Below are 16733 nucleotides of genomic sequence, written 5' to 3'. Positions count from 1 at the left end.
ACTACCAGCGGTGGGTAATAACTTCATTGAAATGACAAAAAAAGCACTAGTGATTACTTCGCAGATGCCAGTGCCTTGATTGCGTAAGGAGCACGTTGTGGCCGCGACAGGAGTTTATTGGCTTCAGGATCGTTTTTGAATTGTTCTTTCTTAGGGTCCCAATAGAGTTTCCGGTTCAGCTTCATAGCCGCGTGATGAAGCAGGCAGGCTGTACACGAGCGGTGACCAATTTCGACGGGCGCTATGGGCTCTTTCCGGCTCACGATGCTCTCCAGCCAGTTGCCATGGTGCTCTTTGCTGACGGTCAGGTGCGTTTCAGTAGGACCAATAACAGACGTCATGATCTTAGGATCGCTGGCATCCAGTTTCTTAGCCGCATTCTGTTTTGCAACCGGGTCGCTCGCCGTTACCGACGCATCGCCCCGCGACACGAATATCCAGCCTTTAGTACCCTCAAACCGGATACCATTGGGAATTTCATTGCTAACAACCATATGGACCCCATTTTCGTAGACGGCTTCCGTTCGGAAAATACCGTGGACATCCCACAAACCACTTTTCGGGAAATCAGCTTTCCCCCAGATTTCGATTGGGCCGGTGTGTTCCGTGTTCATAGCCCAGTGAGCACAATCGATATGGTGCGCCCCCCAGCCCGTAATCATACCCGCTCCGAACTGTTCGCAACGTAGCCAGCCGGGCCGGTCGTAGCCAACCTGCGGATGCACGCGCTTTTCGGTATAATACACTTCCGGAGTTGTTCCCAGCCACATATCGTAGTTGAGATTTTTCGGAACTGGCATCTGCGCTTCCTCATCACCAGATGGGTCGCCAGGAAGGCCGACGTACACGGTTTTCAATTCGCCGATACGTCCATTACGTACCAGTTCAGCCGCATACCGAAATTGCTCCGACGAACGCTGCTGACTTCCTACCTGAACTATCTGCTTCGATTGCTTAACGGCGTCGGCCATCATCCGGCCTTCGGCAATGGTCAACGAAGCTGGTTTTTGCATGTACACATCTTTTTTAGCCCGTACGGCATCGACCACAATAGGCGCGTGCCAGTGATCGGGCGTACTGACAAGTACAGCGTCGATGTCCTTATTGAGCAGTAATTCCCGATAATCGGTATAGACCCGAACGCCATCGTACGCTTTACCACTTTTTTGGCGTAGTATTCATTGACGAGCTGTTTGGCATCGTTTGCCCGGTTGCTGTCCAGATCACAGACGGCCATAATCAGCGCGTTATCGTATTGCCAGACACCCGGCATGTCGTGCCCGCGCGAGATACGTCCGGTACCGATAGCCGCTACGTTGATGCGGTTGCTGGGTGCATTTTTCCCGAATACCGAAGCGGGTACGATGGTGGGAAATCCACTGATAAGTGCGGTTGATGCCAGCGTCCCTTTTGCCGCCAGATCAAGAAATTTCCGCCGGGAAACCGTTGGATTTGTTTCAGATGCCATAAACCGTTGGAATTAATGAGGTGTTGATCGTCTGTATTAATCAAAGTCAACCCTACGATTTTCTACTAATCCTGAAAGATTGAGTGACTGCATGATCGAATTGTTGTCTGGGCATTATTCAATCATGCAGTCACTCAATCTTTTAGTTGCTCAATTATTTACTTATTAGAATCCATCGTTTTGTTTGAACTCTTTGTTCTCTGTCCGGTCGATCTGTGTTTGTGGAATTGGCCGCAGATTGTGGGTTTCTTTTACGTTCGCAGCGCCATCGGGGTTATATAACTTAACCCGTTCAACCAGATTACCCCAGCGTTTCAGATCCATCCACCGCATTTGTTCGCCAGCCAGTTCGCGAGCACGTTCCTGCATAATCATCTCCATATCCAGTTGTGCCGGGGTGATTTCCATAGCAGCCTCTTTGCCAGGCCAGGCCGCCCGCCGACGCACCATATTGATGGCGGCAGTTGCTTCCGTTGTTTTGCCCTGCCTGAACTGAGCTTCAGCCAGAATCAGATATGTTTCAGCCAGGCGGAAGGCCAGGTAATCGCGGCTCCCCTGTTCGTAGGTCAGATCGGGCCGTAACGGATCAAGGAATTTTTGCAGCGTCGGAAAGAGCGCGGCTGTATAGGCACTCGGCACCAGAACCTGATAAGGTTTGGCGGCACGCTGCGCCAGCGTCCATTCAACACCCGGAATAAAGATAGCCGTATCTCCGGCCTTCAAGGTCATCTTAGCCTTACTATTGTCGAATGACGTATTCAAGTTCGTGCCGGGGTTGTTGCTCAGCCAGGTATCCTTAAACGTTTTCTTATAGCGCGAGTCGTTTACCCGGTCAGCGAATACCGTTTCCAGCAGGTATTTTGTTGGGCGTAGCCGTTTAAAGGGGCGGTCATTGGCAATATCCCGCTTCATGCCGGGCTGTACATCGTACTGCATCCCAAAATACAGGTGCAGCTTATTTCCATCACCATTGTTAGTATTGGCTGAATTGATGTTGGTCAATGGGTCAGACGTGTATTGGACGGCAAAGATGACCTCGTCATTGATCTCTCCGCTTCCCTGCGCAAACACACTCGCGAAATCGGGCAACAGTTTAAAGCCATAATTGGCAATTACGTTCTGGGCGTAGGTAGCTGCTTTGGCGTAATCATCAGCCGCTTTAGCCGACGAGGTGGCTTTGGTCAGATACACACGCGCCAGCAAATGCTCGGCAGCCGCTTTAGTAGCCCGGCCATAATCGGCCGATCTGATCTTCGGGTCTAAATCGGGGATAGCCGCTTCAAGATCGGCCGTGATCTGCTTATACATCTCCGCTTCCGTTGCCCGTTTGGTTATTTTCGTGGGGCCCAGTGTCTCCGTCAATCGTAGATCGACTCCGCCGAACTGCTGAGTCAGAATGAAATAGTAATGCGCCCGCAGAAACTTCATTTCCGCTACACGCAATTTTTTGATAGCATCCGTAACGGTAGCCGCCGGAGCGCGTTCGATTACAGCATTACAGGTGTTGATTCCTTTATACAACTCTTCCCAAACCTGCTGGATGATATCAACGAAACTATTCATCTGGGTATCGTAAAAGTGAAACCCTTTATAACTCCCGTCGGCCCCGGCCTGGTATATATCGGTGCCATATTCGGTCATAGTCAGCCCCCGTTCTGAAGCATAAAAATTCCGTAGCGACGAATAAGCCGCTTTGCTGGCATCTTCAAAGCCTTTTGGGGTATTGATGTAATCGTTCCCGATAGCGGAAACGACTTTTTCATCCAGTATATCCTTACAAGCCTGACCACTAAACAACAGAGCAGTCAGGGCTAGAATCCGGAGTGATTTATGTGAAAATCCTGATTTCATTTTTTTAAATCTTAAGTTGTTTATAAACACACTGCTTGTTGGCTATGCGCTTAGAATTTAACGTTTAAACCAAAAGTCGTTACACGGGTAGCTGGCGTAACACCATTGCTGACCGTACCATCGCTGGTTTCTGGATCGACACCGTTGTACTTCGACCGGTACGATGAGAAAATGAACGGCTGCTGAATGCTGGTGAATATCCGCAGCGACTGCAGGCGAAGTTTCGACGTAATGCTGGCCGGGAACGTATACCCGAAGTTGATATTCCGAACCTTCACGAACGAGCCGTCGAAATAGATAATCGCGGAGTTGTATACAGGAAATTCCTGGCTTGAGTTAGGCCGGGGAAACTCGTTTGTCGGGTTGTTGGGCGTCCAGTAATCGACTTTGATTTGCTGATAGCGACCAGCTAACTGGTTGTTATCCCGGTGAAAACCACTCAGAATGGTCTGGCCAATACGGGCATAGATAAAAAAGTTCAGGTCAAAGCCTTTGTAGCTGAACCGGTTCGTGATACCACCGCTCCAGGTTGGGATATCGGAGCCCAGGAACACCCGGTCGTCAGCCGTGATTTTGCCGTCGTTATTGGTATCCTGCACTTTAATCTGCCCAACAGCACTCTGGTAAGACTTAGCCGCATCCGCTTCATTGGTCTGCCAGATACCCGCTTTCTTGTAATCAAAAAACTCAGTCAGGGGTTTGCCGATGAATCGTTTGTTACCGACGTCATCAACGGGACCGTTAAACAGCGAAATAATCGATTCCGTATTTTTGGTGAACACAATGTCGGAAGTCCATTTAAAGCCACTTTTTGCATTCACGTTTACCGTAGATATGCTGGCTTCTACCCCTTTGTTCTGGGTTTCGCCAATGTTCCGGGTAACGGCGTTGAAGCCCACAGAGGTCGGCAGCAGATCAGATAACAGCAAATCGGTTGTCCGGGTCTGATACAGTTCGATAGCGCCCGTCACGCGGCCCCGCCAGAGGCTGAAATCAAGACCAATGTTTGTTGTGGTCGACGTTTCCCAGCGTAAATCGGGGTTGCCAATCGTTTCCGGACGGTATCCATAGGCGGGTGTGTTGCCGAATGCGTACACAGTACGTCCCAGTAAGCCCTGGGTTTGATAAGGCGCTACGCCCTGGTTACCAACCGAACCTCGGCTAGCCCGCAATTTCAACAGATCAACCCAGGTTGAACCCTTCATGAAATCTTCATTGCTGATATTCCAGCCCAGAGCAATACCAGGGAAGTTACCATACTTGGTATTTTCACCGAACCGGCTCGACCCATCCCGACGCAACGTGGCCGTTACCAGGTATTTGTCTTTGTAGTCGTAGTTCACCCGACCCATGTACGAGTTGATGGTCCACTGAATCAACCCACTACCTACACCTAACACCGAACTGGCATTACCTACGTTATAAAACGACTGAGTCTCAGCAGGAACACCCTGTACGTTGATGAGGTTGAACTCGGAATTATCACGCTGAATGGATTGCAGGGCCGTAATGCCCAGGTTATGATCGCCAAACTTTTTGTTATATGTCACTACGTTCTCCAGCGTGTAGTCGAAATTAAAGGTGCTGGCGTTGGAAGCCTGCGGATCACCAAATTTCCGGGCGTTCGTTTGGGCACCAATGAAGCGACCATACCGGTTGATCGTGAAATCAGGCCCGAAATTAACCCGGTATTTTAGTCCGTCAAGAATGCTTACTTCCGCATAGACACTGTTGAAAATACGATACTTCTTCCGTTCATCTATTTGTGCACCCGGCACAACTTCAGCGAGCGGATTGGTGAGCAGTGCATCATTCGTAGGCGAGAAAATCAGTTTGCCGTTATCGTCGTAAGGCCGGCCAAGCGGATTTTGCTGAAGCGTAAAGTTATATGGATTCAGCGTCTCCCCATTACGCAAGCTATACATCATATATGAAGCAATGCCCACCTTAAGCACTTTATTGATCTGGTGATCGATATTGGCACGTAGCGAATAGCGGGTAAAATCCAGCCCTGGCATAATGCCTTTATCCTGGAAAAAGCCAGCTGAAATGTAGAACTGCGTTTTTTCGTTACCGCCCTGAACCCCAATCGAGTGGTTCTGCTGAAAGCCCTGCTTCAGAATCAGTGACTGCCAATCGGTATTCCGGTTCGCAGCCAGACCAGCCGCTACGTTCGGGTCACCACCCAGCACAGCCACTTTTGAGTCGGCGTACGCATCGGCTACGCCCGTCGGAACCGGATTGCCGTTGGCATCTTTATAGTTGCCCGTTGTCCGATACGCTTCCCGTACGAATTCGGCAAATTCGGAACCGCTGAACAGGTGGACTTTATCCAGAGCGTCTGTAAAACCAACGTAGTTATCGTAACTAATGGTCGTTTTGCCGTTTTGATTACCGCGTTTGGTTGTTACCAGCACAACCCCATTTGCCCCTCTGGCGCCATAAATGGCCGTTGCCGTCGCATCCTTCAGGATTTCCATGGAACCAACGTCGTTCGGGTTGATGTCTTCGTATTCACGTGCCAGCGGAATACCATCTACTACGTATAGCGGATCGTTACCAGCGTTGAACGAACGGCGACCCCGAATCCGGATGGTTGGTACGGAACCCGGCCGGCTACCCGATTGTGCTACGTCGACACCCGCTACCCGACCCTGCATGGCCTGCCCAATGTTGGTGATGGGCTGTTCGGTGATTTGCTTCGGCGTAACCGACGAGATAGCTCCGGTGGTCTGGCTCTTTTTCTGCGAACCGTAACCAATAACAACCACTTCGTTCAGAGCCCGGGTGTCGGTCGACATGGTCAGGTTCACCGTTGACTGATTACCAACTGTAATCTCCTGATTAACAAAGCCAACGGCCGAGAAAACCAGCACAGCCTGATTACTGGGTACCGAAATTCGATACGTTCCATTGGCGTCCGTTGTTGTGCCGCGCGTTGTGCCCTTCACGGCCACACTGACACCCGGCAGGGCATTGTTGTCATCGCCCGAAAGCACTTTACCAGTGACTGTTCGTTCCTGCATTGGGTTTCCCGTGGCCAGGCGATTTGCCGGAGGAGCACTAAATGCTGGTTGGCCAAGCAGCGTAAGGGCTGTCAGGCCGAGAAGCGGAAGCCACGATCGCCGTGGCGGCTGGGTAATTGTTTTGTACATAAGGATTAGGATAAATAAGAGTTAACGATTAGTACTAGGGTAAAGCTTTGGGGAGTCGGTCATCACATCAATGGACTCTCCGGGTTTAAGCCGAATGGGCTTTTGTTGTTTCACGAGTAAATTCACCTGTCCCGATGTAAGGGCTACACGGGTACCTTTATCACAATGCCGTACCTGAAAGGCGGTGCCAACAGCTTCGATGGTAAGACCAGCCGTATGGACCCTAAAGAGCCGTGCGGAGGAGGTATCGGTGCGGTGTACAATGGCAAAATCGGCTTCTCCCTCCAGCCAGACGGCCCTCGGCGACTCGTCGTTCCAGCAACGGGCATAGTGGACACTACTGTTAGGAAAAAGCTTCACCATTGAATTGTCAGGCAAACGAATCTCACGGGTTTGATGAGCCAGTGTATTAATGGTCGATACGCACTGATTCGGACCATACTGCATCCAGAGCGCCCAGCCAATCAGCAGCACGACACCCAGTAAGGCGGCTACCGTTCGAATAAAGTACCACCAGCCAACCATAGCCCGAACAGCGGGCTGGAGCGGACGAACATCCTCCATCGTCTGGAGTGATTCGCGAATACGACCCCATACGGATGAGATTTCTTCCGACGAGAGCGCAGGTACCGCTGGCCGGCTGCCAGTTGTAATAATCTCCCGTGCAACGTCAACGACCTGGCTGCGGTGCGGGTGGTTACTCAGCCAGTTTTGCCAATACGCTGCCACCTCTTCGTCGTCGGGGTGTTGCACCCAACGCACAAACAGGTCGTCGAGGGCAAAGTCCTCAGCGGTGTAGGCAGAATATGGTTTATCTGGCACAGATTGTACAATTTTCTATAAGCCCAAAACACACCGTTCCGGTAATTCTACTTACATATTTGAACTTTATCATAAACAGTAAACCTGTAACCATTCATCAACCTGGCTGTTATGTCTTTATTAATTGTAAAGGAATCATGGGTTTATTTTCTCGTCTGATTTTTTACTGGCTCCTCTGGAGTTGGGCTGGCGGTGCTGCGTGGGCACAACCTAAAGCCGCTGTTGAAACCAAAACCCATTTGAAAGCACCCACGGGCGCGCATCCCGATTCTAGTCAGGTCAGTAACCCTAAGTCATTGACTTTCACGGCCTCTACGGATCAACGCTTTTTTTTCTTTAACGACACCCGTACCGAAGACAATCGCCGGACTCCTGTTAGTGTATATGGCATCCGGGCTGGTTTTTTATTTCCTCCCAAGCGGGACCGGCCAGCCTTACACGGAGGACGATCGGCTAGTTTCAAGGCAGGAGCTGGCTTTTATTTTATCAATCAACAGCTGGACCATCCGGGTCTTTTACCCAATACGTCGGAGTCTGTTACGCGCCATTTGCGGATCGGAACCGTTTTTTACGAACGCTATATTTTGCGCCGGAAGGCTTTTGAAGTGAGTTTACCCCTGGAGTTTGGCTATGGGCACTCTCGTTACGAGGTCAATGATGAAGGGGCGAAGAAACATGAAGTGGCACGAGGAATTTTTCTGCCCCTTGGTGTAGGCGTATCGGCAGCCTACCAGTTTCCACTGGTTCGCTGGCTACGTCCGTTGCATTGGTTTGGATTAAACTTTCTGACTGGCTATCGTTTTATCCTAAAAAAAGACATTCCTGAGAGTCAGATAAATTACACGGGTTTATACTTATCGGTTGGGCCATCGTTTTTCCTGGAAAACCTAACTGCCGATATCAAATACTGGCGTACGAAGCGTAAAAGCAAGAAAATTACCAATTCTAGTGCTTATGCACCTGCTTTAGCGAATAAGCAGTCAAACTAACCCAGTCTTGTAAAATAACCTTCGATCCGTTGCTTTTAACGCGCATGTAACTCAACGTTACATTACGCACGCTAATGTTTAAAAAGATATTGTTCTAAAATGGCCGCTAAACGCTCGCGTTTGGATAGAAAAAATTGAGTATTTTTACCTATACAGGCTTAATTTGCAGCAGGCCCAAAATAATAAATAATGTACAACGCGTTTTCTCTCGCCATTGCACATTATTTATTACACATTCTTCATTAAATCGCCACGGCTTCTTCCCAGCGGATACTAACGGCCTGGTCAATGTCGGGGTGCAGGCTGATTGCTACGGGGCAGGTATGAGCAATGGCTTCCAGGCGGGCGCGGGTTGAGTCATCCGGTAAAAATGAATTGCCTTCTCGATTCGCGCGCAGAACTAGGTCAATCACAATACGGGCAATTTTTCGTGGGGGCTGACTCGACATAACTTTTGTTACGTCAAGCTCACTGCCCGACAGATCAATACCATCCCGTCGGGCATTGATAGCCATGGTTGTAATGATGCACGTACCGAGTGCATTCGCTACTAAATCTGTAGGAGAGAAGGCTTCTCCCCGCCCCTGGTTGTCGGTAGGTGCGTCGGTATTGATGTGCGTACCCGACTGTAAATGAACGCAGTCGGTACGTAATTCGCCCAGGTAATCGATATGAATTGTTGCCATAAAAGTTGTAAGTCAGGGTAGTGTAGTAAACAATACGTTATCAGTGTAAAACGTATCAGCTACCGTTTCCTAATTAATTGCTTATTACGACTTAAACATAAAAATTATTGGCGTAGTTACATGAATTGTGGTTATTGATTTTGTGAAAATGAGCAAAAAACAGTAGCTTTAATTCAGGATTTTACAGCAATGCGAACAATATACGGATTACTTGGCCTTGTAGTAAGTGGCTTACTGCTGACCGCTCAAAGCAGTAAAGCGCAACGTACTGATTCAGAAGAAGAAAATTATCGGACAGCGACTACGTTTGGCCTCACATCCAATACCAATTCTGGCGTAATTGGCGGGTTCGCATTTCGGCATACGAAGCTTATTCCGGGCACGCTATTCGGTATGCCGCAGGCTCGCTATTTTAGTGTCGAGCTGGTGAACGTAAAGCATCCCAAAGAGCTTCAATCATCCATCAACAGCGTGGGGTCACGTTTCATTGAAGGGAAAGAGAACTATTTGTTTGTGATACGCCCTCAGTATGGCCGGGAGGTCCGTTTATTTCAGCGCAATTCTGACGAAGGTGTTGCGGTCAGTGGTATCCTGGCGGCTGGCCCCTCAATTGGTATTATCAAGCCCTATTACCTCGAGGTTTCCTACGCCAACACGACCCGTACGGTACCAGCCTCCCAGGTAAATGGATTTGCAACGGCCACAGGAGAAACCGTAACCGGCTCAGGGGGCTTTTTCCAGGGGCTCGATCAATCGAAATTCACGGTTGGCTTAAACCTGAAAGCGGCTCTGAGCTTCGAGCTGAGTACGTTCCGAAGCAATACAACCGGCGTTGAAGTTGGTTTCCTGGCCAAGATTTTCCCCAATAAAGTTGTCATCATCCCCAACACCGATCCAGGCGGCAACCGCGAAGATGGAAATCGCAGTTTCTTCACCTCAGGGTATATAACCCTGTTTTTCGGGAGTAAGAAATAAATATAGGAGAAGGCAGAAAGGAAAAGGGAGAAGGAAATGAACCTATAAATTCCTTCTCCCTTTTCCTTTCTGCCTTCTCCTATATTTATGAACTTTACTTCCAAAAAACGAATTTTGCTGGAAAGGAATGAGGAGCTATGATTGAACTACCTGTAATACCCTCCGAACAACAACGAAACCGGGCGGGTGCCCCGAAACGCCCCGACTGGCTGCGTGTCAAACTGCCAATCGGTCCAGAATATGCTAAAGTGCGTAAGTTGGTGGATGAGCACAAACTCCATACGATTTGCGAAAGTGGCAATTGCCCTAATATGGGGGAATGCTGGGGTGCCGGTACCGCTACGTTTATGATTCTGGGGAATGTTTGTACCCGGAGCTGCACGTTCTGCGCGGTAGCTACCGGACGCCCAAACGAGTACGATACCGACGAACCCCGGCGCGTTGCCGAAGCCATCGTTCTGATGAAAGTCAAACATGCTGTCATTACGTCGGTTAACCGTGATGAATTAAAAGACCGTGGCGCCGAAATCTGGTACCAAACCGTGCGGCTGATTAAAGAAGCTTCGCCTACCACGACGATTGAAACGCTCATCCCCGATACAAAAGGCAACTGGGAAGCGCTCGAACGGATGATCTCGGCCGGACAGGAAGTGGTTTCGCACAATATGGAAACCGTCGAGCGGCTATACCGGCGCGTTCGCCCGCAGGCCCGTTATGAACGTAGCCTGGAGCAGATTCGGCGGACCAAAGAGTATGGACAACGGACCAAATCCGGAATTATGCTCGGCCTGGGCGAAACCCACGACGAAGTGTTTAAGGCAATGGACGATCTGGCCCAAAATGGTCTTGATGTGCTCACGCTGGGTCAATATCTTCAACCGACCAAGATGCACCACGAGGTGATTGAATGGATTCACCCCGATACGTTCGCCATGTACCGGGAAGAAGGGTTAAAACGGGGCCTGAAATACGTTGAGTCCGGTCCGCTGGTTCGGTCGAGTTACCATGCCGAAAAGCACGTGAACGTTTAGAAATGAATACTGTCAAATGGATAATGACTAACGTAAAACTGAGGGGATAGCTCATTTTCATTTTACATTATCCTTGATCCATTAAAACAATTCACTATCGCAATCACTTTCTTGAGAAGAGTCCGGGCCATCGGTTCGGACTTTTTCTTTACCGCATGAAAAAATATGACTTCATCATTGCTGGCGGAGGCATGGCAGGGTTAAGCCTGGCTTATTACTTACTCCAGTCTCCCCTGCGAAACCGGTCGATCTTAATTCTGGACCGCGAGCTTAAAAATCGGAACGACCGAACGTGGTGTTTCTGGGAAGGTACGACAAAATCTTCGAGGCCCTGTGCATTTGAGCCTGTTTTGTTCCGCACCTGGAATAGCGTGAGTTTTAACGGTACTACCTATGCCGGACCGATTGACCTGGGGAAATACCGATACAAAATGCTACGTGGTATCGATTTCTATGATTTTGTGCAGGCAGAACTGGCGAAATATCCGAATGTTGAGCAAAAACAGGTGAGTATCGACCGGATTAAAGATACGCCACAGGGCGGTTTCGTGATTGCAAATGACGAGCCCTATATTGCTGATTACGTGTTCGACAGTACGTTTGCGCTGAAGCTGGATCAGCCGGAAAACCATAATCTGTTGCAGCACTTTAAAGGATGGGTGATTACGACCGAAAAGCCTTGCTTCGACCCCCAACAGCCCAAAATCATGGATTTCCGGGTCGATCAGCAGGGGGACTGCCGCTTTATTTATATACTTCCCTTCGATGAAAAAACGGCCCTTGTCGAATATACACTCTTCAATGGTAGCCTGTTAACCGACGACGAATATGATGCTGAACTTCGTCGATATATTGATCAATTTCTGGATACAGGTGCTTATCAAATCAGCGAGACCGAATATGGCGTAATTCCCATGTCGGACGAACGAACGGAAGAGAACCCTTCAGAGCATATCATCCGGATTGGAACAGCGGGTGGTTTTACAAAAGCCTCAACCGGTTACACATTTCAGCGAACGCAGCGGTACTTACAGGCCATCGTTCATAATCTGGCAAAAACGGGCAAACCGAATCGTCAGGTTTCGTGGTTCAAGGGTCGGTTCAAACTCTACGACAGTATATTTTTGAACGTACTCGAAAAAAACCGTCATCCGGCTGATGACGTATTCACACGAGTTTATACGAAAAATCCCCGGCGTATTTTTGCATTTCTGGATGAAGATACGCGATTTATCGATGAACTTCGTTTATTTGCCACCCTACCCTTTTGGCCGTTTACACAGGCATTCTTCGACGTATTGCGCCGAAAACTGGCCGGTTAACCAGTAGAACCGAAATGAGGAATATTGTCACCTAGCCAGAAACTTGTAGATTTGTAAAATAAACCAAGTCATACGGAGTATCAATGCCTTATCTTTTCACTTCCGAGTCCGTTTCTGAAGGACATCCCGATAAAGTCGCTGACCAGATATCAGACGCACTCATAGATAACTTTCTGGCGTTCGATCCTTCCAGTAAGGTAGCCTGCGAAACGCTCGTTACCACTGGCCAGGTAGTTTTAGCCGGTGAAATAAAAACCGATACGTACTTAGACGTTCAAAAAATTACCCGCGAGGTAATCCGGAAAATCGGCTATACGAAAAGCGAGTATATGTTTGAAGCCAACTCCTGCGGTATCTTCTCGGCCCTGCACGATCAGTCAGCCGATATTAACCAGGGCGTTGACCGGGAGGTTGCAAACGACGATTTTGAAACCAAGGCGAATGCACAGGGTGCTGGCGACCAGGGGATGATGTTCGGCTACGCGACCAACGAAACCGATAATTACATGCCATTGCCGCTGGATCTGGCTCATGCTATCCTGCGCGAAATGTCGCAGATTCGGAACAACGAAAGCGACCTGATGCCGTATCTGCGGCCTGATGCCAAGTCGCAGGTGACGATTGAGTATTCTGATGACCACCAGCCAATCCGTATTGATACGATTGTGGTTTCGACTCAGCACGATGATTTTGCGGACGATGCTACGATGCTCGCAAAAATCAAGGCAGATATTATCAACATCGTTATTCCCCGTGTAAAAGCGGCTCAGAAAGCTGAGCTACACAAGCTTTTCACCGACGATATTACGTACTACATAAACCCAACGGGCAAGTTCGTTATTGGTGGCCCACACGGCGATACGGGTCTTACCGGCCGTAAAATCATCGTTGATACGTACGGTGGAAAAGGCGCTCACGGCGGTGGGGCTTTCTCGGTAAAGATCCTTCGAAAGTTGACCGTTCAGCGGCTTATGCGACCCGCCATATTGCCAAAAACCTGGTAGCGGCTGGTCTGTGCGATCAGGTACTGGTGCAGGTGTCGTACGCAATCGGCGTAGCCAAACCCTGCGGTTTATACGTAAATACCTACGGCACGGCCAAAGTAGATTTGCACGATGGTGAAATTGCGGAAAAAGTAGGACAGATTTTCGACATGCGTCCGTATGCTATCGAACAACGGCTGAAACTCCGGAATCCAATCTATTCCGAAACAGCTGCTTATGGCCATATGGGTCGTAAAAACGAAATCGTAAAAAAAACCTTCGGATCAAACGGCCATTCGAAAGAAGTAGAAGTTGAGCTATTCACCTGGGAGAAGCTTGATTTTGTCGATAAGATCAAAGAATCCTTTGGAATATAACGTAGCGCAATCACTCGTTTACGTACCAAAAAGAAAGCCACCCCATATGGAGTGGCTTTCTTTATATTGAGCAGTTTTTACTTAGTTATAATTCGTCAAGGTCAACGACTTCGTCTTCTTCAACCCGGGATTTAGCTTCCGCAATAGCTGGGCTGGAAATGTCGTTTCGTTTCTGTTTGCAGCGAACGAGTTTGTCTTTCAACACATCCATCACCCTATCGGTGGCGCTTTCGAAGCTTTTATCGTGTTCTTTCACGAAAAGCTCTTTTCCGGGTATCATAAGCCGAACTTCGACTATTTTTTCCTTGACTTTGTTGGTATCGGCTCCTTCTAGCCTCAAAAATACCTCCCCGCTAATAATGCGATCATGAAAGGTATCCAACTTGTCAAGCTTTGCCTGGATGAAATCTAACAGGCTCTGATCGGCCGTGAATCGCACGGCATGAATTTGTAGTCTCATTGTGTCGCTTTTAAAGTGAACTGATTTTAGAACATCAATGGATTAACTAAGTTTGGGAATAGGTATCACAAAGTCAAGGCTACCTACGAAAGATGCAAGCCTGTTTCACGGACTTTACAATCCGAAAAACTTAATACTCTGATTCAGCAACGATTTAGCACATTTCGTGAAACGGTTACATACGCATATTCTTTGAAAAGTATAATTTAAAATTATCGGAGAATGACCCGAATCGGTCGATTGGGGCGTAACGTAATAAGCGGCTGAGGTTTAACCGGCGGATTCTGTACGGGCTGAATGTCGAAATCCCGCACGAGCATGGCCAGTAAAATCTGCATTTCCATCAGCGCAAACTGATTCCCAATACAAAGGCGAGGGCCACCACCAAACGGCAAATACGCATACGAATGAAGTTGCTCTTTCTCCCCGCCCGGTGCAAAACGATCGGGATCGAACCGCTCCGGCTCCGACCAGCTGGCCGGATCGCGGTGAAGAAGATACGGGCAAACCAGCGCTGTTGCCCCCGCCGGAATGGTGTAGGGACCAATGTGATCATCGCCGAGTGCCAGTCGACTCATGATCCAGGCGGGCGGGTACAGACGCAGCGACTCCTGCACAACCTGCAACGTATACGTAAGCGAACGAAATAGCTCAGGCGCGGGGATTTTAGCGTCGCCAAGTACCTGCTGACTTTCCTGACGAAGCCGCGCCAATACGTCGGGGTGCTGGGCGAGTAGATCAAGTGTCCACGCCATTGAGACTGCTGTGGTCTCGTGTCCGGCGGCAAAGAGCGTAACACATTCGTCACGCAGTTGCAGATCCGACATGCGTTCGCCGGTCTCTTCGTCTTCCGTACTCAGTAGCATACTCAGCAGATCATCGCCCGAATCATTCAGATTTTGCCGCCGTTGGTGAATTAATCCATAAATAAACGTATCGACCAATACCCCCGCCCGCCGGAAGCGCCGATTACCTGGTGTTGGCCAGCTAAGCGGAAAGCGAATCGGCGAAACCAGCCGCTCGTTCGCCATGTAATTGAGCGTATCAAGCGCTAGCGACAGACCGTCAAGCTGCGTAGCTACATCAGACCCGAACAGCGTTTTGCAGACAATCCGCATTGTTACGTCCATAAACGCCTGCGATACGTTGACGGACTTCTGGCGATCAGCCTGTTTCAGTTCATCGAGCCAGTTGGCCGTTTCAGCAACCATCGTCTGCATTAAAGCCGCTAATTTCTGACGATGAAAAGCCGGTTGGGCCAGCCGTCGTTGCCGACGCCAGAAATCGCCTTCGCTGGTAAGCAACCCATTACCCAGAAAGATTTTCAGCACCTGAAAAGCTGGTGACCGGCCGTAATTCCGGTGGTTTTCCTGCAAAACGTGCTTGCTGTCTTCGGGACTAAACACCAGGTACTGATGCCGCCCACCGATGCGAAGATGGACCATCCGATGTTGCTGACGTTGTAGCGTGAGCAACGCTTTCAGCGGATCACGAAAGAAAGCGAGCGTATTTCCAAGTAATGGCAAGCCCGCAAACATCGGTACGGGCTGACCGACAGGCGCAATCGTTTCCATAGAAAAAAGTCGTTCCGAATCGATATTCAGAACGACGATAAAGGTAAGCCAGATCGGGCAAAATCGCTACGAATTCACGACCTCTCCCCCATTGACGTGTATGACCTGACCCGCAAAATAAGACGCATCTTCCGACGCCAGAAATACGTAGGCCGGCGCTAGTTCGGCAGGCTGGCCGGGCCTGCCCATGGGCGTATCTTTGCCAAACTCGCCAACTTCCTCGAGCGTTTTGGTTGCCACAATCAAAGGCGTCCAGATGGGGCCGGGAGCCACCGCGTTTACCCGGATTTTCCGCTCAATCAGATTTTGCGACAACGAACGCGTAAAGGCCGTAACGGCTCCTTTGGTCGATGAATAATCAATTAGCGATTCGCTGCCCCGATAGGATACAACCGACGTAGTGTTAATAATACAGTCGTTTTCGGCCATGTAGGGCAGCAGAATTTTTGTAATTCGGAACATCGCCAAAATATTCAGTTCGAATGTTTCGCGCATCTGCTGATCGGAGATACCAACGAATTCTTTCTGCTCTACGTGATTGGCTGCATTGTTCACCAGAATATTAACATGGCCATACGTATCGATAATCAGATCGACGGCATCCTGAATGAACGTGAGCTGTTTCAGGTCACCCGAGATGAGCAGACACCGACGACCTTCCGCTTCCACAAGCGATTTGGTTTTCTGGGCGTCCTCTTCTTCACGAGGGTGATATATAATGGCCAAATCGGCGCCTTCGCGGGCGAAATGAATCGCTACGGCCCGACCAATGCCTGAGTCGCCACCAGTTATAACAGCGACTGTATCCTTCAATTTATCGGCCCCCTGATAGTCATCCCGAATATAAATCGGTTGCGGGTCCATTTCATATTCCAGGCCCGGCTGCGCATTCTGATGCTGGGGCCTGGTTTTAACATCCATTTGATCCATAATAGTCGATAGTAAAGAGTTATTAGTCAGTGGTCATTGGCTAATGGTCGGTATTAGTTAGGCCAGTATCGGACAAGCGAACTCGCGGGAAATCACTAACAACTATTGAC

The 16733-nt window shown here is 49.3% G+C and carries 11 protein-coding genes and 2 pseudogenes; 5 read left to right on the top strand and 8 right to left on the bottom strand.

The genetic code is table 11. The features are described 5' to 3' along the window. Window positions 1-53: 53 nt before the first annotated feature. The 4 genes and pseudogenes from LN737_RS10400 to LN737_RS10385 all read right to left on the bottom strand — a co-directional run bounded on the left by LN737_RS10400 (window position 54) and on the right by LN737_RS10385 (window position 7296). Window positions 54-1468, bottom strand: a pseudogene (locus LN737_RS10400) (Gfo/Idh/MocA family oxidoreductase). A gap of 165 nt (window positions 1469-1633) precedes the next feature. Then, entirely contained in the window at window positions 1634-3319 is a 1686-nt protein-coding gene (locus LN737_RS10395) for a RagB/SusD family nutrient uptake outer membrane protein (RefSeq protein ID WP_405518575.1), read from the bottom strand. A gap of 50 nt (window positions 3320-3369) precedes the next feature. Then, entirely contained in the window at window positions 3370-6474 is a 3105-nt protein-coding gene (locus LN737_RS10390; RefSeq protein WP_405518573.1) for a TonB-dependent receptor, read from the bottom strand. Window positions 6475-6495: 21 nt separating this feature from the next. Next, a complete protein-coding gene (locus LN737_RS10385) occupies window positions 6496-7296 on the bottom strand; it encodes a FecR family protein (protein ID WP_405518571.1) in 801 nt (266 codons plus the stop codon). 137 nt (window positions 7297-7433) lie between these two features. Here LN737_RS10385 and LN737_RS10380 point away from each other — a divergent pair, with 137 nt between their 5' ends. Further along, complete coding sequence (locus LN737_RS10380) at window positions 7434-8285, top strand: hypothetical protein (RefSeq protein ID WP_405518569.1); 852 nt, start codon at window positions 7434-7436, stop codon at window positions 8283-8285. 242 nt (window positions 8286-8527) lie between these two features. Here the strand turns inward: LN737_RS10380 and LN737_RS10375 are convergent, their stop codons facing one another. Continuing rightward, the gene (locus LN737_RS10375) at window positions 8528-8971 is read right to left on the bottom strand and encodes an OsmC family protein (protein ID WP_405518567.1); all 444 of its coding nucleotides are present in this window, start codon (window positions 8969-8971) and stop codon (window positions 8528-8530) included. Window positions 8972-9160: 189 nt separating this feature from the next. Between LN737_RS10375 and LN737_RS10370 the strand changes: the two genes are divergently transcribed. From LN737_RS10370 to metK, 4 genes and pseudogenes are all read left to right on the top strand, one after another. Beyond that, window positions 9161-9946, top strand: a complete 786-nt coding sequence (locus tag LN737_RS10370; protein ID WP_405518565.1) for a hypothetical protein — start codon at window positions 9161-9163, stop codon at window positions 9944-9946. A gap of 137 nt (window positions 9947-10083) precedes the next feature. After that, entirely contained in the window at window positions 10084-10977 is an 894-nt protein-coding gene (gene lipA, locus LN737_RS10365) for a lipoyl synthase (protein WP_405518563.1), read from the top strand. A 155-nt stretch (window positions 10978-11132) separates the two neighbouring features. Then, the gene (locus LN737_RS10360; RefSeq protein ID WP_405518561.1) at window positions 11133-12299 is read left to right on the top strand and encodes a lycopene cyclase family protein; all 1167 of its coding nucleotides are present in this window, start codon (window positions 11133-11135) and stop codon (window positions 12297-12299) included. Between the two features lie 83 nt (window positions 12300-12382). Further along, window positions 12383-13659, top strand: a pseudogene (metK, locus tag LN737_RS10355) (methionine adenosyltransferase). Between the two features lie 85 nt (window positions 13660-13744). Here metK and LN737_RS10350 read toward each other — a convergent pair. The 3 genes from LN737_RS10350 to LN737_RS10340 form a co-directional block, all read right to left on the bottom strand. Further along, entirely contained in the window at window positions 13745-14119 is a 375-nt protein-coding gene (locus LN737_RS10350; RefSeq protein ID WP_405518559.1) for an HPF/RaiA family ribosome-associated protein, read from the bottom strand. 212 nt (window positions 14120-14331) lie between these two features. Continuing rightward, on the bottom strand, window positions 14332-15693 hold the full coding sequence (locus tag LN737_RS10345) for a cytochrome P450 (protein ID WP_405518557.1): 1362 nt from the start codon (window positions 15691-15693) through the stop codon (window positions 14332-14334). A 66-nt stretch (window positions 15694-15759) separates the two neighbouring features. Further along, entirely contained in the window at window positions 15760-16623 is an 864-nt protein-coding gene (locus LN737_RS10340) for an SDR family oxidoreductase (RefSeq protein ID WP_405518555.1), read from the bottom strand. Between the last annotated feature and the right edge of the window lie 110 nt (window positions 16624-16733).

Source organism: Spirosoma sp. KNUC1025, assembly GCF_045160025.1.
Taxonomy (GTDB): domain Bacteria; phylum Bacteroidota; class Bacteroidia; order Cytophagales; family Spirosomataceae; genus Spirosoma.
The sequence above is the reverse complement of the archived record's forward strand: the minus strand, read 5'-3'. Positions and strand labels throughout refer to the sequence as shown.